A 20,953-nucleotide genomic window follows, 5' to 3' on the forward strand; every position below is an offset into this window, starting at 1 on the left:
AGAGGAGCTGTAAATATGAAGGTAGCTATAGAGATCGACAACTTAACAAAAAAATTTGGAGATACGACCGTTTTAGATAGAATCACCCTATCACTGGAGAAAAATAAAATTCATGGTTTAATAGGCAGAAACGGTTCGGGAAAAACGATGCTATTAAAGTGTATTTGTGGATTCGTCATCCCGACAACCGGAACAATCAAAGTGGACGGGCAGCAAATAGGAAAAGACTGCGATGTACCTGAGAATGTTGGAATCATTATTGAAGCCCCAGGATTTCTACCCAACTATGACGGATACACAAACTTAAAATTTCTGGCTGCTATCAAAAACAAAATTTCAAAAGAACAGATCCTTGCTATTATTGAAAAAGTAGGATTGGATCCAAAAAGTAAAAGACACGTGGGAAAATATTCTCTGGGCATGAGGCAACGGCTTGGGCTTGCCCAGGCTTTGATGGAAGCCCCGGATATCCTTATTCTTGATGAACCTATGAACGGCTTGGATAACCGGGGTGTCGCAGATATCCGTGAGCTGCTTCTGGAACTCAGAGACAGAGGCAAAACAATCATACTTGCCAGTCATGGAAAAGAGGATATTGAAATACTGTGTGACACGGTACATGAATTGGACCGTGGACAGATTATTAACTCAATTGTAAAACCTAATAAGTTGGAGTATGGAGCTAAAATCAGATAAAACATTTCAATTAAAGACTTTCAACACAAAAGATAGTGTCGGCATATAAGATATACTTAATATGCCGACAATCTTAAAGCATTTTCTTTTGGAAAGCAGCGACACTATCATATTCATCTTCCAACAGTCTTGATATTCTGATGAAAATAGGAATTAACTCTTTGTAAACCAAAACATTATCATGGTTCGGCTTATGGTAGGTATGAGCGCCGACCATTTCTGAAACGACATTTAATGAATCGATTTTACCCAAGCCGTACAAACCGAGGATTGCAGCTCCGAGGCAGGAACTCTCAAAGCTTTCCGGTACATACACGTCTTGATCAAAGATATCAGCCATCGTTTGCCGCCAAAGCTTGGATCTTGCAAATCCTCCGGTTGCTTGAATTCTGTTCGGAGTGCTGCACATTGCTTGCCTCGATTACTTGTTGAATTGTTTTAATGACAGCTGCAAAAATCTCATCCGGATCCTGTTCTGCCGTTTCCGCGGCAGGACTATATAAAGGGTACTCAATACCACAGCTTTCGATAATTGAACGGTCCAGCGAAAAGAGAACAGATTTGGTACTGGTTGTTCCAATGTCACCGCTAATCATTGCACATGCCCCATTTCGCGCACCTTCCATTTCACCGCTCGTTCCGACATCGAGAAAATAAACACCTTGTTTTTTTAATTCTTCTGCGCGGCGAATCGATTCTTTATAATTTGAATTTCCTCCGTCAATGATGATATCTCCCGTCTGCAGCAAAGCTTTTAGATCGTGCAGAACATTCTCAGTGATTTACCCGGACGGAACCATTAGCCAAATAATTCGTGGACTGGGAAGCTGTTCGACCAATGCTGAAAGAGATGAAACCCCGGTAGCGCCATCCTTGGAAATGCTTTTGACGTTCGCGGTTTGACATCCGTTGCTACTTCTTCATATCGGTGATCGATCAAATTTAAGCTTAGGTTATACCCCATTTTTCCCAGACCAACGATGCCTATTTTCATAGTTCAGGAGCTCCTTTTGAAATATTTTTTCATGATAATACTAATTATAAGAAATATTTTTTGTTTTGTATTCGGTTACAAAAAAATATTTTTTCTCTGAAAAATATGCTATATTAAACTATCCACTTATTTCGGAAAATGTATCCATTGTCGAGAACAATCCAGCAGAACGCAAAATTTATGGCTTTTTTATGGTCATGCGCCGAACAAATTAGAAAGGGAGAATGGTTTATGTCCACTAATCTGGGAAAGATTCGTTCCTACTATACAAGATTAAGTGATAAGGAGAAAAGGATCGCAAATTATATATTGGATAACCCGGAAAAGTTTATTCACCATACGATCAACGAAGTAGCGGAAGAATTAAATGTAGCGGATGCTACAGTCTTTCGCTTTTGTAAGCGAATTGGATTTAAAGGCTATCAAGCGATGAAAATTGCCCTTGCTTCTGAAATTATGACACCTATTCAGCAAATTCATGAAGAAATAACCGAACTGGATGACGAAAAATCGGTGGCTGAAAAAGTGTTTAAATCGAATATCAGAACATTGGAAAATACATTGCAAATTCTTGATGGAAATTCGATTCAAGAAGCGGTCAAGCTAATTATGCAAGCAAACCGGGTTGAGCTGTACGGGACGGGAGGCTCGGCAGTGATTGCCATGGATGCCTATCATAAATTTATCAGAACAGGCATAAAAGCGTTTGCGTTTCTCGATGCCCATTTCCAGCTGATGTCGGCTTCCCAGTTAACTGAGCAGGATGTTGCGATTCTAATTTCCCATTCAGGAACCAATAAGGATACAATCCGTATTTTGAATACGCTGCAGGAAAATAAGGTCAAAACAATCGGGATTACGGGCTTCCCAAAATCTCCTGTAGGTCAGAGAGTTGACGTCCCTCTCTATACAAGTTCAGAAGAAACAGAGTACCGGTCTGAAGCATTGGCCTCCCGGATAGGCCAACTGAGTCTGATTGATGCCCTGTATGTCAATATGATGATTTTAAATAAAGAGAAGGCCAAAAAATCCCTTGAAAAAGTAAGAAGCGCCATTTCTGAAACACGGGTTTAAGTGATTTTGCCATTTGTAAGCGGATCCATTTAATGATATGGCTCTTTTTTTGTGAAAAGAGTTTTCTAGGTGAACTTGCTGCTATACGATACAAAGGAAATAAAAGAGCTTCCAGCCTCATTGACGGGTACATAAGGGCGACTCTCAGTTACACTAGTGTTTATCGATTTGATTTCCATCTTATTTGTAACAGTGATAAAATGAAACTATAAAAGTAGTTTTTTTAGCCGAAAATATGGAGGGATCACGATGAGTGGACAATCGGTAACGATTAGCACTGCAAAAGCCGCGACCGAATTTAAGGTGAACAGAATGGCCTGCTACCATCGGGTAAAGGTTCTGGAGGTTATAAGTCCCGGTAATGAGCCCATCTATTTGTTTTTTTATAAAAACCGCTTTATTTTTGGTAAATCTGCGAAAATAACCGAACATTCCCGTTTGGAAAAGGTTTTTACAGAAGGGATTGTCTTTTTATCACCCCATCCGCTTATTGATGCTATGCTTCTTCAGCAGCAAACCTTCCCATTGAAGCTGGAAAAACAGGTCCAAAGCATGCTCCGAAAGCAATATTCTTCACAAGAAACTGCACTCATTCTCACTTTTTTTGATTCCTTTATGCCGAAAAAGGCCATCATTGATACGATGAAAACTTTCTTTTACGAATACCGGCGAAATGGCCAGCTCCGCTTTGCCTACCAAATTCTCATGATTATTCTTGATTTTGAACCGGAAAATACGTGGGCACAAGAACTTTCCCACCATGTGTATTACCAAAAATATAAGCTCCTTTATGACAGGATGGATCCGGAACTGCACGTTAAAGATTCCCTTTATTCCGAGATGAATGCCTTTTATCAAAAGGAGAGCGAACCTCATTTTGCTTATTTGCAAACGGTTTTATTGAAGGAAGCGAGGTGGCATGACCTGCTCGTCCTATACATTGATTATTTCCGCACAGCAAGCAATCCGCAAGACAAACATTATGACCAGTTTATTCAATTGATTACTGCTCATCTGCCAGAAGAAGAACGGTCTGTCTTATTATCGGATCCTTATCTTCAAAAAGTTGTAAAAGGAAACCGGCTCCGGAAGGAAGTATTTGAAACGATGATTGATGTTGGAAAATACGAAGATGCAATCAATCTGATCATTGAACAGCCGCGTTCCAATATCACCGGGCCCCAGCATCAGCAGCTAGCAGGATTATTTGAAAAAAACTCTTTGAACATCAAGAAAATACATTTAGAAAACCTGCGCACATACCTTATTCATGAACCAAACGATGACAATCTGGAAAAGATACTGCAATCCTTTATTCCTCTATTATTAAGTGAGTACAGCATCACCTATGTCCATAATTGGCTCCAGCCTTTGTTGCAAGTTGAAAATCCCCTTCCGATCACAAAATCAGTTAAGTTAATGTTTGCGATCCAAGATGACCCGGACAAACAATTTATGCTTGGCCAGTATTATCATAAATTTAAGCAGTACGATAAAGCGATCGAGTGTTTTACGTGGGAAATGGAACTAAATCCCGACGATCCGAATCCTGTCCAATGGCTGACAAAGGTTTATCGCGAGCTCGGGATGATTGAAGAATCGAATAATTATTTGTACATCTACTCCAATATGCAAAAAGCTTGAACCGGCAGGCCGGCTTAATTTATAACCTGGCGTCCTTAGCATAAGCTTGATGGAATTGGTTTCTGTTAAGAGATTCATTTTTTTAAAGGCCTCCAAGCTGAAAAAGATTGGCAGAACAATTCCGCCATCAGTTCTGCTATAATTTAGAAATAATAAAGATATGGAATAAGGGTGATGATCTTGAATAAACAGCTGAAGACCGGCCTGGTGCTTGATGTTGAAACGACAGGGCTTAGTCCAAAGTCAGATGAAATCATTGAGCTTGCTTTAAAGTTATTTTCTTATCGGGAGGATACAGGAGAGGTTCTTGACATCATTGATGAGAATTCTTTTCTCAGAGAGCCAATTTCAAAATCTGCCCGGAAAAATTATCAGCAAGCCTTTAAAATTCATGGTATCCCTTATCAGTCGGTGATGGGCAAAAGCTTTTATGATGCCAAAGTGAAATCTTTTTTTTACAGGGCGGATACCGTTTTTGCCCATAATGCATCCTTTGACCGGAGTTTTTTGTACTGGATGTACCCGGAGGTTAACGATTTAAAATGGTATTACACCATGAAAGGTGTTGCCTGGAAAGACTATGGTTTTCCCAACAGCAAGCTGCTGACCCTATTAAAATCACATAGCATTACCGACTACCAGACACATAGGGCGTTGGATGATATTACATACCTAATGGAATTGCTTAAAAAGTTAAGTCCTAAAGGAGCTCCCTACCTCAAAGAAGTTCTCCAAAAGCGGCCAATGAGCAAGTATCAACCGGCAGGAGCCAAAAAAAGTTACAAGCGTTCACTTGCTATGGAGGAGAATGGCAGGGATGCAATAAATGAATACTATTCATAATAATGTAACTTTTTGCAAACTATGTATGATGAGGCTCCTTCACTTTAAGGTCGGAAGTGGGGGAGTGTTGCATTAAATAGGAGCTGTTAAGTGCTTAGAGCATTTTTTTGTTGAACTAAAATTTGATACGAAAGCTATTTATAAAAGCTAAGAATTGTTTTTGTGAATCGAGTAAAATCGTCAAGGTGGACCTCGATTACTTTTTGAAGAATATTCAGTTGAATAGTTCGATAGTCATGTACAGCGATATTTCTAAATCCAACCATTGCTTTCATTTGTCTGCTTAATTCATCATTAATAATTTTTTGTGAGTGCAGAATGTCAAAAGCATCTCTGCTTGATTGCGGCAAACCAAGCCCTTCTGTGGCAATGATGTGCATGGCGATATCAATACAAGCTTCGCAGGATCTTTGAATATTGAGGATGATCGAGTCCTGCTTTGTAAAATTGTTTAGATTGTCCGGGTTGTCCTTATATTCTTCACGAACCCTCTTTATACAACGTTCAATAATACTGACTTTATTAAGGATGACGTCATTTTTCATAGATAATCCCGCTTTCAAAAATTTTATCCAATATAACCTGCCGTTCTTCGTTGAGCTTTGCATACATTTTTAAAGTCTTCATCTCGAACGCTCTTTTTGCAGCTTCATCAGCACAATAAATCGTTTTTCCCGTTGTAATAATTTGAGCTTGAAAGACGGTGGACGACCGGGACAAATCAATAAGGTCAACATCCCTTTCCGCATAATCAGCGAGCTGCTGAGAGAGAATAAATAAATCGTATGGTGTAAATGACTTATTGCTAAAAAAAGCAATATCGAGATCGCTATTTTGGTTTGCTATTCCTTTCGCTGCCGAACCGAATAGGATAACAAAAACTGGTTCAAGTTCCGTCACCAAAGTGTTTATGATTTTCTTACATATCAGTTCGCTCACCTCAATCACTCCAACTCGTTATTTCCTAGTTAAACTTAATTTTAAACAAGAAATTAAGGTTTTAAAATCTTTTTTTAAAAGATCATATAGAAAATTGAATTAAAGAAGATAATAGATGTTCCTCGAACAAAAAAGCCGACTGTCCCAGACACAATCGGCTTTAATCATTCTTTGCTGTGCTGTCAGTTTCCAGCCATGTTTGGGACCATTTTTCTATTTCCCTCATGAGTGGTTCCAGAGATAAACCTTTTTCGGTCAAGGAGTATTCGATTCGAACAGGGGTTTCCGGAAAAACTTCGCGTTTTACAATTCCCTGATTCTCCAATTCCTTTAATCTTTCTGAAAGCAGTCTGCCGCTCACTCCGATAGCAGTTTCAATAGCACAAAAACGCTGCGGGCCGGAGAGCATTTGGTAAATGATCAGCCCTGTCCATCGCTGGCTTAAAATACTCATCGCTTTTTCAAATCTCGGGCAAAGTGCAGATTGATTCATTTTTCCATCCTCCCGTTGGTTATATTATATCCTATTATAAAAAATAATAATATTATTTCATGTAATTTCTTTACTTGACATAATTAAATTACAAAAATATAATTACTTACATAAAGTAACTAAGTACAATGAGCATGAATAGTAAATAATAAGAAAGAATCCGGATACATTTTTGCTAAATGAATATTTATACACAGGAGGTTCTTATGGAATTTCATCGCCAGCCGCACACATTCGTTCGTCACGTTGACTTAAAGGTGGAAAACCTGGAGCGGTCTTTAAATTTTTATCAACACATGATTGGGTTTCGCGTTTTGGAGCAATCAGCCGGAAAAGCGGTTTTAACTGCGGATGGGCGAACTCCCCTGTTGTCGATCGAACAGCCGGAAAATGTGGTTCCGAAACAGCCACGCACTACAGGTTTATACCATTACGCACTGTTGCTCCCGAAACGGTCCGATTTAGCAGCGGTTTTAAAGCACTTTATCAAAAATGGCTATCCACTGCAAGGAGCTTCTGACCATCTTGTCAGCGAAGCGCTGTATTTAGCAGACCCGGACGGGAATGGGATTGAGATTTATAGCGACCGGCCAGCTTCAACATGGGACTGGCACAATGGCGAAGTGGTGATGACAACCGAACGGTTGGACGCAGAAGACCTGCTTGCCGAGGGGGACGGAAAAGAGTGGAATGGCCTTCCTGAAGGGACATTAATGGGACATATTCACTTGCATGTAGCCGAATTACAAAAAACTGAACAGTTTTATGTTCAGGGTCTGGGATTTGATATAGCAACCCGTTACGGAAATCAGGCATTGTTTATCTCTACCGGCGGATATCACCATCACATCGGCTTGAATACATGGAATGGAGTGGGAGCACCGGCGCCTGCTGAAAACAGTGTTGGATTGAATTGGTTTTCTTTAGTGCTGCCCAATGAACAAGCGAGAAAAGAAGTGATCGGGCAGCTCCATAAAATTGGTGCCACGGTTCGGGAAGAAAATGGTGTCTTCCTGACCGAGGATCCGTCCGGAAACCGTATTCAGTTAGTAGTTTAAAAAACAAAGAGGCGGAGCCTTACAAGGCTCCGCCTCTTTGTATGTTTAAAGCTTAAACGAGCTTTTCAGTGATACGATCAAGTTGAAAACTGCTTTTGCCTCTGTTGCAAGCTTTGGATCGACATTAAAGTACCCGTGCCTGAAAAATTGGAATTTATCGTGCGGCTTCACATCTTTCATGTTTGGTTCGATAAACCCCTGCAAGATTTGCAAGGAATTTTCATTTACATAATCAAGGAACGTTTTCTCTTCCATGCTGTCCAAATCTTCAGTTTCGTTGTCATCCGCATCGAGAATCAATGGCTCATACAGGCGGAACTCGGCAGGAATTGCTTGAGATGCTTCAACCCAGTGCAGCGTTCCTTTCACTTTTCGGCCGGTAAAGCCTGTCCCGCTTTTTGTTTCGGGATCGTACGTGCAGCGAAGCTCAACCACTTCGCCGTTCTCGTTTTTAATGACTTCCTCACATTTGATAAAGTAGGCATGCTTTAAGCGCACTTCATTTCCAGGGAAAAGTCTGAAATACTTTTTCGGCGGATTTTCCATGAAGTCATCCTGCTCGATATAGATTTCTCTTGAAAAAGGAATTTGGCGCATTCCCATTTCCGGATTTTCCGGATTGATTTCGGCATCAAGCATTTCCACCTGACCTTCCGGGTAGTTGGTAATGACGACCTTTAAAGGCCGCAAAACACCCATTGTTCTTGGTGCTTTCAGCTTGAGATCCTCCCTGACAAAGTGCTCCAGCATCGCTGAATCAACCGTTGCAAACCCTTTTGAGATACCTGTTGCCTGAATAAACTCGCGGATAGCTTCCGGGGTGTAGCCTCTTCTTCTTAACCCGGAAAGGGTCGGCATCCTTGGGTCATCCCAGCCATCCACAAAACCTTCATCGACGAGCTGCTTTAGCTTTCGTTTGCTCATCACCGTGTTTGTCAGGTTTAGCCGGCCGAATTCAATTTGCTGTGGCCTGTTTTCCATTTCGCATTCTTCAACGACCCAATTATAAAGAGGGCGTTGATCTTCAAATTCGGTTGTACAAAGAGAATGGGTGACACCTTCAATAGCATCCTCAAGCGGGTGGGCAAAGCCATACATCGGATAAATGCACCATTTATCACCGGTGTTGTGGTGTGTCGCATGGGAAACCCGGTATATAACGGGATCGCGCAAATTAAGGTTTGGTGACGACATATCAATTTTTGCACGCAGCACCTTGGCGCCATTTTCAAACTCGCCCTTGCGCATTCTTTCGAATAAATCCAGGTTCTCCTCAATCGAACGATTCCGGTAAGGACTCTCTTTTCCAGGTTCCGTTAAAGTACCGCGGTACTGGCGGATTTCCTCCTGCGATAGGTCATCTACATATGCTTTTCCCTTTTTGATCAACAGGACGGCCCTGTTGTACATTTCTTCAAAATAGTCGGAGGCAAAGCGCAGTTCGTCCCATTCGTAGCCAAGCCATTTGACATCTTCTTTGATTGCATCAACAAATTCCCGGTCTTCCTTCAATGGATTGGTGTCATCAAAGCGCAAGTTGGTTTTGCCATTAAAATCATCGGCCAGGCCAAAATTAATGACAATCGACTTTGCGTGGCCAATGTGGAGGTAGCCGTTCGGTTCCGGCGGAAAACGGGTGACGACCTTGTCGCGTTTTCCTGTTTCCAAATCCTCTTGAATAATGGTCCGAATAAAGTTTGACGAGTTTTGTTCCAAACTGTATCAGCCTTTCTTTTTATGTAAGTTATCTCTTATTTTAAGGATATCCCTTATATATTTCCATAGAACTTTATACTACTGATAATCGCGCATAAATTCAAGCGTGCTGCGGAAAATACATAAAAAATCGAGCATAACGATCGCTTGCTTACTAACAAAAGATCAGAATAAAAAGAGTTATCGCAAAAAATAATTGTAATATAGTTTATGTGTGTATTTCAGACAAAGAAAAAGGCGGATGCTTTCCAGTAAAAACAGTTGGAAATTGCATCCCTTTTATAAACATAATTTTCTATATTTATAGTGTCCGTATTTATTTCGAAAATTCGTCCTTATTGGTTCTTGAAAATTTCGTAATAAAACAAATTGGCAGTATTTTATCAGAATAGCTATGCTGCCAAAATCCGCATTATCACGTTAAAGCGTTTATGCTTTTAATTGTAAAAATTTCTTTTGTGCACCCTTAAAAATTTTTCTTTTTTCATTTTAGAAATGAAGAAATGAAAATTTTTTCATGTAAATTGCACCAGTATAGTGAGGTAAAATATAGGAATTATAACTGTTTTTTTATTAACTTAGGAACATTATCATATTTTTTAGTTTTCTTTATATTGAAAAAATTACTTCTTAACTGTATACTTTCATTCATAAAGTAATAACTAAGTGATTAGTAGAACTTTAGATAAAGAGAAATGAAGTTGAGGTGGCTGACATAAATGGCTCAAAATGCTCTATTAAATGTTGAGGGGTTAAAGACATATTTTGATTTGGACAACAAGTTGGTAGCCAAGGCTGTCGACGGTGTTGACTTTTCAATAAATCCAGGCGAGACAGTTGCACTCGTTGGAGAATCAGGCAGCGGGAAAAGTATTACATCGCTGTCGATCATGAAGCTGATCAACAAGCCGGGCAAAATTAAAGGCGGTAAAATTTTATTTGGCGGCAAGGATCTTGTCAGCCTGTCCGATAAAGAAATGTCGAGAGTACGCGGCAGTGAAATCGCGATGATTTTCCAGGAACCAATGACTGCGTTAAACCCGGTGTTTACAATTGGCAACCAAATTGTCGAAACATTAGTAAGACATAAAAAATTATCAAAAAAACAAGCGCATCAAAGAGCGGTAGAACTTTTGAAGATTGTCGGTTTTCCAAGAGCGGAAGAGACGATGAAGGAATATCCTCACCAGCTGTCAGGGGGAATGAGGCAAAGGGCAATGATCGCGATCGCGATTTCCTGCGATCCAAAATTATTGATTGCGGACGAGCCAACAACAGCACTTGATGTAACGATTCAAGCACAAATTCTCGATCTTCTGGATGAGATGAAGAAGAAATTTAATATGGCTGTCTTGCTGATCACGCATGACCTTGGTGTTGTCGCAGAGTATGCAGACCGGGTAATGGTTATGTATGGCGGACAAATCGTCGAAGAAACGACTGTTGAACAGCTATTTGAAGAGCCGAAGCACCCTTATACAACTGGATTGCTTGAAAGCTTGCCAGCCCTGGATAAAGACGTTGAGAGACTTGGATCGATTAAAGGCACAGTTCCGCCTGCATATAACTTTCCTGTCGGCTGCCGTTTTTCCGACCGCTGTCCGCATGTGATGGATAAATGCCGGCAGGCCAACCCGGACCTCTATGTTACTGAACCGGGTCATAACGTGCGCTGCTATCTATATGAATAAGGGGGATTAACAAGTGTCAGTTATAGAACAAGAGATAAAAAAAGAGACAAAGCATGACTTGATCATGCAGGCAAAAAACATCAAAAAGTATTTCCCCATCAAGGGCGGGATTTTGAGGCATACAGTTGGACATGTAAAAGCTGTAGATGACGTATCGCTTGATATTAGAAGAGGTGAAACGCTTGGTGTTGTTGGTGAATCGGGCTCGGGAAAGTCGACGCTTGGGCGGGTGCTTTTACGTTTACTCGATCCGACAGAAGGGCAAATTCTCTTTGAAAATGATGATATCACGACTTTGGGAAACCGGAAGATGCGCCCCTACCGACGGGATATGCAAATGATTTTCCAGGATCCGTTTGCTTCGCTAAACCCGAAAATGAGCGTCGGTGAGCTCATTGAAGAACCGTTGCTTGTTCAAACGAACAAAAGTAAAAGCGAGCGCAAGGAAATAGCGAGCAGCTTGCTTGAAAAAGTAGGGCTTCGCCCCGATGCGAGACATAAATACCCCCACGAGTTTTCCGGCGGGCAGCGCCAGCGGATCAGTATTGCCAGGGCGCTTACTCTTAACCCAAAGTTTATCATTGGTGACGAACCGGTATCAGCGCTTGACGTATCCATTCAAGCCCAGGTTCTTAACCTGATGGCTGATCTCCAGGATGAGTTTGATCTAACATATTTGTTTATTGCCCATGATTTGAGTGTCGTTAAACATATCAGTGACCGGGTAGCGGTAATGTATCTAGGGCGTATTGCTGAAATATCTCCCAAGAAAGATCTATATGAAACTCCACTTCATCCTTATACACAGGCTTTGCTGTCGGCAGTACCAACCATCGATGTCCGAAACCGCAGGGAGAAAATTATTTTAAAAGGGGATTTGCCAAGTCCGTCAAATCCTCCATCAGGCTGTGCATTCCGGACTCGTTGTCCACATGCCCACGAACGCTGTGCAGTTGATCGTCCGGAATTAATTGACGTTGGCAACGATCATTTGGTTGCATGCCATTTGTATGATAAATAATCAAACTGCTAATTGATCTAAGGAGGTGGTGCTGAACGGAGATATTGAATGTTCCACCATGTAAAACCGAAAATTTAAAAGGGGTGAATATTTTTGAAAGAGAAGAAACGTTGGTTACAAATGCTTGTGTTTGTTTTAGTATTAGGATTGCTTGCTGCGTGTAGTGGCGGCGGCGATAAGCCTGCGTCAGACGATGGCAAAGGTGACGAAACAGCCGGAGAGCCGCAAAAAGGCGGTACGTTAACAGGTGCAATGGATACTGCCCCAGAGGGAGTATTCAACCCAATTTTCTACACATCAGCTTATGAAAAAAATATTCTTTATTTCACTCACGAAGCATTGCTTACCCAGAATAAAGATTTAGAGTTTATTCCAAAGCTCGCGAAATCTTGGGAATTTAATGAGGATCAAACTGAAGTAACTTTTAAACTACAGGAAAATGTAAAATGGCATGATGGCGAGCCATTCACTGCCGATGATGTTGTGTTTACTTACAAAGCGATATCAAGTCCTGGATATGCTGAGGCTGGCGGTGTACGACAAGACTTCGCTGTCCGCTTGCTAGGCTATGAAGAATTCTCTACTGGAATTCCCGGGTGTTGTCGCAGTTGATGATCACACGGTTACATTCAAGTTTGCCGAGCCGAACGTAACAGCACTTAAGGATGCATCTTTCGATATTATCCCTGAGCACATCTTTAAAGATGTTCCTATTGCTGAAATTCCTAAACATGAAGGGACACTGGAGGCTGGCAAAGTTATCGGTACCGGTCCGTTCAAGTTCACTGAAATGGTGGATGGGGAGCAATACGTTCTTGAACGAAATGAAGATTACTGGGACGGCGAGCCATACTTAGATAAAGTTGTTTGGCGAATTGTTGACCAGGCTGTTATCCTTGGAATGCTGGAAAATGGCGAAATCGATTTTGTTGCGGAGCCAAATGGATTCCAGGCAGCCGACTATGAAACTGTAGCTGCAATGGATAACCTTCAAATTATTGAACAGCCTGACTTTGGATACCAAATCATGGGCTTTATGCATAATCACCGGACACCGGAAGATGCTGCATCTGGTGCAATTAAACCTGAGAATTGGGTACCAAACGAAAAATTGTCTAACAAAAATGTTCGTCAGGCAATGGCCTACGCAATTGACCGTCAAGGTTTAATTGATGGATTGCTGTATGGCCAGGGCAATGTTATCAACGCACCAATTGCCACACAATTCCCGGCTTATGATGATGAAAAACCGAACCAATACAAATATGACCCGAAAAAAGCAAAAGAAATGCTTGATAAAGAGGGCTATGTTGATACGAACAATGACGGTTTCCGTGAAACTCCAGAAGGTGAAGAATGGGTATTGACATTGAACTATCCAATTGGAAACAAGCTTCGTGAAAAATCTGCACCAATTATTAAAGAGATGTTAGAAGAAGTAGGTATTAAAATTGACCTTCGTCAGCCAATGGAGTTTGCTGCGTATGCCGAAGCGCTTGAGAAAGATAATCAGGACTGGGATCTTTACCTATTAGGGTGGAGCCTTGATTCTGGTGATCCAGATCCTAGTGGATTATGGTCTACAGATGCAGGTTATAACTATGGACGTTGGAAAAATCCAGAAGCAGATCAGCTGTTGGCAGATGCAATGAAAGCACCGGAAGCATTTGACGCAGAATACCGTAACAAGGTATACAGCGACTGGCAAGTAATGTTCCAGGACGATCTTCCTGCATTAATTCTTTATGCGCAAGACAGCTTGTGGGCATATAATAAGCGTCTGCAGAGTGTTGAAGAATTGCCGTATACCATGATTAATAATCCACACAAGTGGTGGGTAACAGAATAAACGGGAAAAGACTTACAGGAAAGAGCGTGTGGATAACGCCGCACGTTCTTTTCTTTTCAAGAAGTAAAAGTATTGCTCAAGCGCATCACTTTCCGGCAAGTAAGAGATAATCGGCTGGACGTTTCTCCATCCAAAGAGAGTCTTTACCTACTCGGATGGATCAATTAGTGCGCTTGTGCTGTTTAGAATGGAGGAGGAAACGTTGTACAAGTACATCATTCGACGCTTTCTTGTTTTTATACCAATGCTCTTCGTCCTCACCATTGCTGTTTATGCATTGATTCATGCCGCACCGGGAGATCCGATCGCCGGTCGACTTCTAGATCCGAATATCGATCCTGCGGCGATTGAGAAGCAAAGGGAAGCCCTTGGGCTAAATGATCCCGTACATGTTCAGTACTGGAATTGGGTGAAGAATGCTGCCAAAGGTGATTTTGGACAATCGATTGCTTATAAGGGACGTTCCGTATCCGATTTAATTGGAGACCGGATTATCAATACATTGTATTTAGGAACTTTCGCGCTGATTCTTACGCTAATTGTCGGGATTCCGATTGGTATTTATTCTGCTCGTAAGCCATATTCACTGCTTGATTATGGCGCAACTGCATTTGGCTTCTTTGGACTTGCGGTTCCAAGCTTCTTTTTCGGCTTAGTCATTATTTACTTTTTCTCAATTCACCTGGGCTGGTTTCCGTCGCAAGGTTCAGTTTCATCTCCAGGACTTACAGGTATGGAACTGTTTGTAGACAGGCTTCACCATCTAATCTTGCCGGGCATTACACTTGGTTTAGCAGGAACTGCTTCTTATATGCGCTATATGCGTTCCGAAGTACTTGATGTGCTTGGCAGTGATTATATTCGGACGGCGAAAGCTAAAGGAATGACAGACCGGACTGTGTTGTACAAGCATACCCTCCGCAATGCCATGATTCCTATCATTACTTTGCTCGGTTTTGAAATTGGTACACTGCTCAGTGGTGCCATTATTACCGAAGGGGTATTCCAATTTCCGGGTATTGGTACACTATTTATCACATCGATCGGAAATCGTGATTATCCGGTTATCATGGCCCTTAACTTAATGTTTGGTTTCTTTATTTTATTAGGCAATTTATTGGCCGATATATTCTACAGCATCGTCGACCCAAGAATTCGCTACGACTGAGGTGAAAAATATGCAACTTAATCCGCAAGATACGGTAAATACAAATCCGGAAATCGAGCCGCAAGGCAAGTCGGAATATGGAAAAACACCTTTCCAGCTTGCGTTAGCGCGTTTTATGAAAAACAAATTAGCAGTCGCTGGCGTGATCATTCTTGCTTTGATCATCATTATGGTGATTCTTGCACCAGTTTTTACGGACCATAGTCCAACTAAATCCAATTTATTGATGATTGAACGTCCGCCAAGTGACGAACACCCGCTTGGAAATGACAGCTCAGGCAGGGATAATCTTTCCCGTTTTCTATACGGAGGAAGAATTTCTCTAATTGTAGGCTTTAGTGCGATGTTATTTACACTCGTAATTGGTGTAACATTAGGCTCAATCGCTGGTTATTATGGCGGAAAAATTGATGCAATCATTATGCGTGCTGCTGACATGATGCTGGTTCTGCCATTCCTTGTTATTGTTTTAACGGTTGTCGCGATTTTAGAAAATGTAACAATAGGTATTTTTGTTACGATAATCGCCCTAACCACATGGCCAAACCTCACACGGATCATACGAGGTACTTATTTATCTCTCCGTGAACAAGAGTTTATACTTGGGGCCAAGGCAATCGGTGCCAGTGATGCCCGAATCATCTTTAAGCATTTCATCCCGAATGCCATCGGTCCAATTGTTGTAAATGCATCATTGATGATGGCAACGATGATCATCGTTGAATCGGCACTCAGCTTTCTCGGTTTTGGAATTCCGCAGCCTACGCCAACATGGGGCAATATGATTTCCGAGGCGCAAAGCTTGCGTATTCTGCGTAACAGCCCGGAAGCGTGGGTACCGCCGGGACTTGCCATTTTAACAACGGTTCTTTGTATTAACTTTATCGGGGATGGTCTCCGCGATGCGTTTGACCCGAAAAGTAATAGACGTTAACACCTAGACCTGCTGATGATGACCCTCAGCAGGTTCTATCTATATTAGCTTTAATACATAATTGGGGAAAATAAAATAGCTTGAAATTCCAGCTTTATATTGGGTTATCATGAAAATAAATCGGGAAAAGTAAATAAGGTGAAAGAACCGAATCACAACCGGTTCTTTTTTGTATTTTTGCACCTGATTTTTAAATTCCTTTTTTACGTTAAGTGTGTTAATATTTAGCGGGACGAAATATAATCATGTTTAGAAGGACTAATCTGCACATGGATCTTCATGCTGGAAGGTTCCTTTTTAAAATCAAAGGGAGGGAGATCCTTGGATCAACATAACGTAAAAGAAACGCTATGGACAAAGTCCTTTATTATGCTAATGGCAGGGAATTTGTTCGTGTTTATGTCATTTCAAATGCTGATTCCCACTTTGCCGCCGTATATCAAGTCAATTGGTGCGTCAGGGCTGCAGATTGGTCTTGTGACTGCCCTTTTTTCAATAGGGGCGGTCTTCAGCCGGCCGTTTATCGGATATTTACTCGAGTATAAAGCAAGGAAGCCACTTGTGTTAATTGGGGCACTGGCACTTTTGCTGATTACAGTGTTTTATCCGATTTCCCAAATTGTCGCCATCTTCCTGTTTCTCCGCTTCATTCATGGACTTGCCTGGGGCTGGTCTACTACTGTAAATGGAACTGCGGCTGTTGACATAGTTCCTAACTCACGATTAGGTGAAGGAATGGGTTATTATGGCTTGTCGGTTACGATTGGTATGATCATCGCTCCAAGCCTCGGAATATATTTGTTTCAGGTAACATCTTTTGAAAATTTAATCTATATATCAGTGGCATTAGGAGTCATTGCCATTTTGCTCCTGGCGATTGTGCGCTACCGGACACCGGCAGTTGTTGAAAAAACAAGCAAAGAGGAATTGAAATTTTCCTACTTCGGTTCGCTGATAGAAAAAACAAGCTGGTACCCTGCATTTGTAACAGTCATGATCACCTTTGGCTATGGATCGGTTGTCACGTTTATCGTTATTTTTGGCGAAGAGCGCGGCATTGATCAAATCTTTCTGTTTTATTTGTTCAATGCGATTATGGCTTCTTTATCAAGACCTTTTGCCGGAAAATGGTTTGACCGGAGAGGACCGTTCGGACTTGTCCTGTTCTGTACTTCGTTAACGTTTATCGGAATGTGGGTTCTTTCCTTCGCCCATTCAAACCTCTTTATCATCATCGCGGGAACATTGTTTGGAGCGGGTTTTGGATCTTTGATTCCAACTTTGCAATCGTGGACACTGTCAATGACTCCTCCGCACCGTCGCGGGGTCGCAAATGGTATGTTCTTTTCAGCAATGGACCTTGGAATTGGCCTTGGAGGAGTCGTATTTGGCTTGCTGGCCCAATATGTTGAAACAGCTGCACTTTTCCAGATTTCAAGTATTTTTCTCGTGATTGCCATCATCTTCACTTTTATTGAAGCACGCAGGGGATTGTTGCGCAGCCGCCGCACAGCATCTTCGCAATAATAAAATAAAAAGCGATTAAGAGCGGGTTTCCCCCCTTAAACGCTTTTTTATTTTGTCAGCAATATTAAATTTTTAACAATCAGCGATCATTCTGTATTATAAATGAAAGCTAAATGAAACTTTTTGACGAAGTAACTCTGGTAAAATAATAAGGATAAAGACTTATAGCATATTTACCACTCTCTTGTCATATAGCAATTATTATACTATGGACTTGGAGGAACTTTGAGTCCGATGTCTAGTCGTCCAGCTCCAGTGCCTAGCCCTTCGAGTCGCTTCGGTCCTGCCAATGAAGTCAAAGAACGACTTCACTGTCAGGCCGTCCGACGTACAGGACGTACTAGTGCCGACGTTGCCACAGGACGTGGCGATCTTAGTCGGCCAGCGCTTGTCAGGGCTGTTCAAGGCACTTACGCTTTTGTTCAAGTAAGATGACTTGTAAATACGATCAGCGGAGGAAAGAATTGTGGAAAAGCAATTAATTAAAAAGGAATTTTACCGAACATTTACCGATGAAATTGATGCCAACCAGCCTGCGCGTGTACTGGGTGAGCTTTACGTAAAAGAACAGCAGAAGGATGTGCCTGATTTGTCCTACATCCGTTTTGCCCAGGGGGAAGTTTACTACGCGAACTATGATTTTGAAGCTGCCATTTTTAAATGGGAAAATATCGATAATGAACTTGAACCGTGGGCGAAAAAAAATACGGCTGATGCCTATTTTGCGCTTGAAATATTATCAACTGCCGAGAATATCTATAAATCGGTTCAAACCGATAACGTCATTTTGAAAACAGAAGTTTTCCTGCAATTGTTCACCCTCTACATACAGCAGGGCAAATTGGACAGTGCCACAAAAGTAATAAAAGAAGCGGTTGCTCTCAATCCTGATTATCCAAACGTTACTGAAATCGCAAGAACTTTCTTTGAGGAGCACGGAGATGCAAGAAATGCGGTTGAACTGGCAGTGAACGAGGCAATCAGGACGCAATCGGTACACTGGTTTGATCTTTTAAATACCTATATTCAAGATGGTTTAACGAAAAAAATTCAACCGGACTATTTTATGGATGTTTTAATGGCACTTTACCATTCGGATAAAAGGCGTCTCGAAAAAACAGTGGTTTCATTATGGAACAGCTACAAAGGAGAAGATGTTTATTTCTCCTGGATTCGCGGGATGGACCGCTTTTTAGCTGAGATTGAAATTGACCGGTCTGTTTCCTGGCCTGAGCTTTCCACCCTTTATCATCAATCTTTTCTCGAGTTAATGAGTGGAAAATTCCTGCTGAAAAAGCTGTCCGGGATTGTTCCGAATCATTTAACCAATTGGCTGAAAATTTCCGGCAGCAGCCAAGGTTTATACGCAGCATCTGCCGTACTCGCATGGAATGAGCTATTTCCTTCGAGCATAAAGGTTTCAGCGGCAGAGGAGGCGGAAAACCTTATTGCAGGGCTCAGGACGGAAGGCAATGGCCTTGAAGAAAGCCTGCAACTGTTTGACACAATCACAGCATGGGCGGAACAGAATGATGTGGAAATAGGAAACCGGTTTAAGTGGCTCGCGGGCGCGCTGGCTGATTTGACGACCCATCATCTCCTGATTGCCGGAATTTCGGGCAATGGGAAGTCATCTTTCATCAATGCCATCCTTGGTGAGAATATTTTAGAAAACGATGTTCAGGCGGCGGTTCTTTTTAAAGGTGATGAAGATAATGAAATCACCGAAATTGATGATTCCGGAATCAGGCACATACCTGAATTATCGGCTGCTTCTGCCGAAGGCGCTGTTATTGATTTTAAGATTTCGAGCCGCTTCTTAACTGAAAACGGGCTGTCATTGTTCAATATCCCTGATTTTAGAGGAACACGAAGTGAAAGAAACGAGGCAGTCCAGTATTTGCATTTGGCAGACAGCCTTTTGTTTGTACTCGATGCGGGTTCCCCTTTTACAGAGAGAGAAAGGGATATGCTTCTAAAAATTGCCGGGGAAGCACCAGATCTTCCGGTTCACTTCTTACTGAACAATATTGATTCGATTGCCGATGAGCAGGAAGCGATCAAATTGGTGGATGATACTTGGGCACGAATCCATGGATATTTCCCGGCAGCAAAGCTGTTTGCTTTTTCGTCCAATTACGAAAGCGCACAGCAATTAAGCGACCTTGCAGAATTTATCCAGGCAAATGCAAGTGCTGTGAACACGGAGGAGAGACGTACTTTCAATCTGTTGGCCTTGATCCGGGAAACGATTACGATGCTTCTAAAAAGCCGGGTCGAAATGGAAAATGGCTTGATTGAATCGATCAAGTGGAATGAGGAAATGGCGAACAAGTTAAACGGTGCGATCAATCAGCTTAGTGATGTTGAGAAGGAAAAGAGTAATGTAATTCAAAAATCGTACCGGGGCAGAAAGCAGCAGATCAAAAATGAGCTCGAAGATGAAATTCCAAAGCTTCTTCAGGGCTGTTCAGATATCATTGAAGAGGACAGTGACTTTGGAAGCCTCCATGTTAAACTGAACGATGAGATGAACAGGAGAATTCAGGCATATCTCACTGAAACGGTGCTGCCTAAATTCAATCAGGCTCTCGAGGAATGGATTGACTTTGCAAAGGACGAATTTGACGAAAGCCAGTCGTTCTTAACCGATATGAGTGACGGTTTTAATACAATGTTTGCGGAAGAGCGACTCAAGCTTAAGTGTGATTTTAAAGTGCTTGAGGATTGGCGCCGTGATGCGGACCGGATGACAAGCGGAGTGCCTGTCGATAAAGTAAATATTTTGCTTCGTTTCACACCTTCTCAGTTTTTATTAAAGAGTGCGGGAAAATTGTTCGGTGCGATCCAGCAAAACAAGTTAATGCTCTATAATAAATACACACAATTCGTAGAAAACGAAGATTATGAAGAAGCAAAAACGTTAATTATCAACAATTTTATGCAGCCTTTCGAAATGTTTGAACGGACGCTTGAGCGTGATGTGACGATATTCTTCCGAAACCCGTTCCGTGTTTTGAAGCAGGCAGTCGAAGAGACGCAAAGCGAAATCGTCGAAAAGCAGGCGGCCCTGGATCAGATCAGAGCGAATCCAGAATTGTACCGCGATCCATTAAGGCTGTTCGAGGTAAGGCTGCGGCAGCAGGAATGGATGGAAATGGCGGGGAAAGAGTTAAGCCGCCCTTAACATAATAAAGTACACGAAGGCACACAGATTTCAGTGGAATCTGTGTGCCTTTTTTAAAAAGATAAGAAAGTATAAAATTTTGGGTCTACCACGGTCATCTAGGCTGTGGTATTTTTATT

At 41.7% G+C, this 20,953-nt stretch carries 19 protein-coding genes and 1 pseudogene; 13 read left to right on the plus strand and 7 right to left on the minus strand.

What is annotated here, in order from left to right; translation table 11 throughout:
- Positions 1-15: 15 nt before the first annotated feature.
- Positions 16-696: an ABC transporter ATP-binding protein gene (locus tag CU633_RS07965; protein ID WP_101659197.1), complete on the plus strand. Its 681-nt coding sequence runs from the start codon at positions 16-18 to the stop codon at positions 694-696.
- 73 nt (positions 697-769) lie between these two features.
- Here the strand turns inward: CU633_RS07965 and CU633_RS07970 are convergent.
- The 3 genes and pseudogenes from CU633_RS07970 to CU633_RS23290 all read right to left on the minus strand — a co-directional run.
- Positions 770-1,093, minus strand: a pseudogene (locus CU633_RS07970) (FGGY-family carbohydrate kinase); the annotation flags it as partial.
- Positions 1,029-1,445 carry an NAD(P)-binding domain-containing protein gene (locus CU633_RS23285; protein ID WP_374703355.1) on the minus strand — a complete coding sequence of 139 codons (417 nt, stop codon included), beginning with the start codon at positions 1,443-1,445 and terminating at the stop codon, positions 1,029-1,031. The pseudogene CU633_RS07970 and the gene CU633_RS23285, both read right to left, overlap by 65 nt.
- A 50-nt stretch (positions 1,446-1,495) precedes the next feature.
- Complete coding sequence (locus CU633_RS23290; RefSeq protein ID WP_257958564.1) at positions 1,496-1,690, minus strand: NAD(P)-binding domain-containing protein; 195 nt, start codon at positions 1,688-1,690, stop codon at positions 1,496-1,498.
- A 231-nt stretch (positions 1,691-1,921) separates the two neighbouring features.
- Between CU633_RS23290 and CU633_RS07980 the strand changes: the two genes are divergently transcribed.
- The 3 genes from CU633_RS07980 to CU633_RS07990 all read left to right on the plus strand — a co-directional run bounded on the left by CU633_RS07980 (position 1,922) and on the right by CU633_RS07990 (position 5,251).
- A complete protein-coding gene (locus CU633_RS07980; protein ID WP_101659199.1) occupies positions 1,922-2,764 on the plus strand; it encodes a MurR/RpiR family transcriptional regulator in 843 nt (280 codons plus the stop codon).
- Between the two features lie 249 nt (positions 2,765-3,013).
- A complete protein-coding gene (locus tag CU633_RS07985) occupies positions 3,014-4,408 on the plus strand; it encodes a tetratricopeptide repeat protein (RefSeq protein WP_101659200.1) in 1,395 nt (464 codons plus the stop codon).
- A gap of 180 nt (positions 4,409-4,588) precedes the next feature.
- Entirely contained in the window at positions 4,589-5,251 is a 663-nt protein-coding gene (locus CU633_RS07990; protein WP_374703356.1) for an exonuclease domain-containing protein, read from the plus strand.
- Positions 5,252-5,385: 134 nt separating this feature from the next.
- On the opposite strand, the gene hepT is transcribed toward CU633_RS07990, so the two are convergent.
- The 3 genes from hepT to CU633_RS08005 form a co-directional block, all read right to left on the minus strand.
- Positions 5,386-5,796, minus strand: coding sequence for a type VII toxin-antitoxin system HepT family RNase toxin (hepT, locus tag CU633_RS07995; RefSeq protein WP_101659201.1), 411 nt, complete (start codon positions 5,794-5,796; stop codon positions 5,386-5,388).
- On the minus strand, positions 5,786-6,190 hold the full coding sequence (mntA, locus tag CU633_RS08000; RefSeq protein WP_101659202.1) for a type VII toxin-antitoxin system MntA family adenylyltransferase antitoxin: 405 nt from the start codon (positions 6,188-6,190) through the stop codon (positions 5,786-5,788). The genes hepT and mntA overlap by 11 nt, the downstream gene beginning before the upstream one ends.
- Before the next feature lie 160 nt (positions 6,191-6,350).
- The gene (locus CU633_RS08005) at positions 6,351-6,683 is read right to left on the minus strand and encodes a winged helix-turn-helix transcriptional regulator (RefSeq protein WP_101659203.1); all 333 of its coding nucleotides are present in this window, start codon (positions 6,681-6,683) and stop codon (positions 6,351-6,353) included.
- Positions 6,684-6,889: 206 nt separating this feature from the next.
- Between CU633_RS08005 and CU633_RS08010 the strand changes: the two genes are divergently transcribed.
- The gene (locus tag CU633_RS08010) at positions 6,890-7,741 is read left to right on the plus strand and encodes a VOC family protein (protein WP_101659205.1); all 852 of its coding nucleotides are present in this window, start codon (positions 6,890-6,892) and stop codon (positions 7,739-7,741) included.
- Between the two features lie 45 nt (positions 7,742-7,786).
- On the opposite strand, the gene CU633_RS08015 is transcribed toward CU633_RS08010, so the two are convergent.
- Positions 7,787-9,457, minus strand: a complete 1,671-nt coding sequence (locus CU633_RS08015; RefSeq protein ID WP_101659206.1) for a glutamine--tRNA ligase/YqeY domain fusion protein — start codon at positions 9,455-9,457, stop codon at positions 7,787-7,789.
- Positions 9,458-10,176: 719 nt separating this feature from the next.
- Here CU633_RS08015 and CU633_RS08020 point away from each other — a divergent pair.
- From CU633_RS08020 to CU633_RS08050, 8 genes are all read left to right on the plus strand, one after another.
- The gene (locus CU633_RS08020) at positions 10,177-11,148 is read left to right on the plus strand and encodes an ABC transporter ATP-binding protein (protein WP_101659208.1); all 972 of its coding nucleotides are present in this window, start codon (positions 10,177-10,179) and stop codon (positions 11,146-11,148) included.
- A 22-nt stretch (positions 11,149-11,170) separates the two neighbouring features.
- Positions 11,171-12,169 carry an ABC transporter ATP-binding protein gene (locus CU633_RS08025; protein ID WP_257958568.1) on the plus strand — a complete coding sequence of 333 codons (999 nt, stop codon included), beginning with the start codon at positions 11,171-11,173 and terminating at the stop codon, positions 12,167-12,169.
- 93 nt (positions 12,170-12,262) lie between these two features.
- Positions 12,263-12,781 carry an ABC transporter substrate-binding protein gene (locus CU633_RS23295; RefSeq protein WP_257958565.1) on the plus strand — a complete coding sequence of 173 codons (519 nt, stop codon included), beginning with the start codon at positions 12,263-12,265 and terminating at the stop codon, positions 12,779-12,781.
- Positions 12,738-14,018: an ABC transporter substrate-binding protein gene (locus tag CU633_RS08030; RefSeq protein ID WP_257958566.1), complete on the plus strand. Its 1,281-nt coding sequence runs from the start codon at positions 12,738-12,740 to the stop codon at positions 14,016-14,018. Before CU633_RS23295 ends, CU633_RS08030 begins: the two co-directional genes overlap by 44 nt.
- A gap of 202 nt (positions 14,019-14,220) precedes the next feature.
- A complete protein-coding gene (locus CU633_RS08035; protein WP_101659212.1) occupies positions 14,221-15,186 on the plus strand; it encodes an ABC transporter permease in 966 nt (321 codons plus the stop codon).
- Positions 15,187-15,196: 10 nt separating this feature from the next.
- Positions 15,197-16,120 (plus strand): oligopeptide ABC transporter permease, encoded by a 924-nt coding sequence (opp4C, locus tag CU633_RS08040; RefSeq protein ID WP_101659213.1) that lies wholly within the window; start codon positions 15,197-15,199, stop codon positions 16,118-16,120.
- 369 nt (positions 16,121-16,489) lie between these two features.
- A complete protein-coding gene (locus CU633_RS08045) occupies positions 16,490-17,647 on the plus strand; it encodes an MFS transporter (RefSeq protein ID WP_257958569.1) in 1,158 nt (385 codons plus the stop codon).
- 466 nt (positions 17,648-18,113) lie between these two features.
- Complete coding sequence (locus tag CU633_RS08050; protein ID WP_257958567.1) at positions 18,114-20,834, plus strand: GTP-binding protein; 2,721 nt, start codon at positions 18,114-18,116, stop codon at positions 20,832-20,834.
- Positions 20,835-20,953 lie beyond the last annotated feature (119 nt).

Origin of the sequence: Bacillus sp. V3-13, assembly GCF_002860165.1 — a bacterium.
GTDB lineage: Bacteria > Bacillota > Bacilli > Bacillales > Cytobacillaceae > Bacillus_BJ.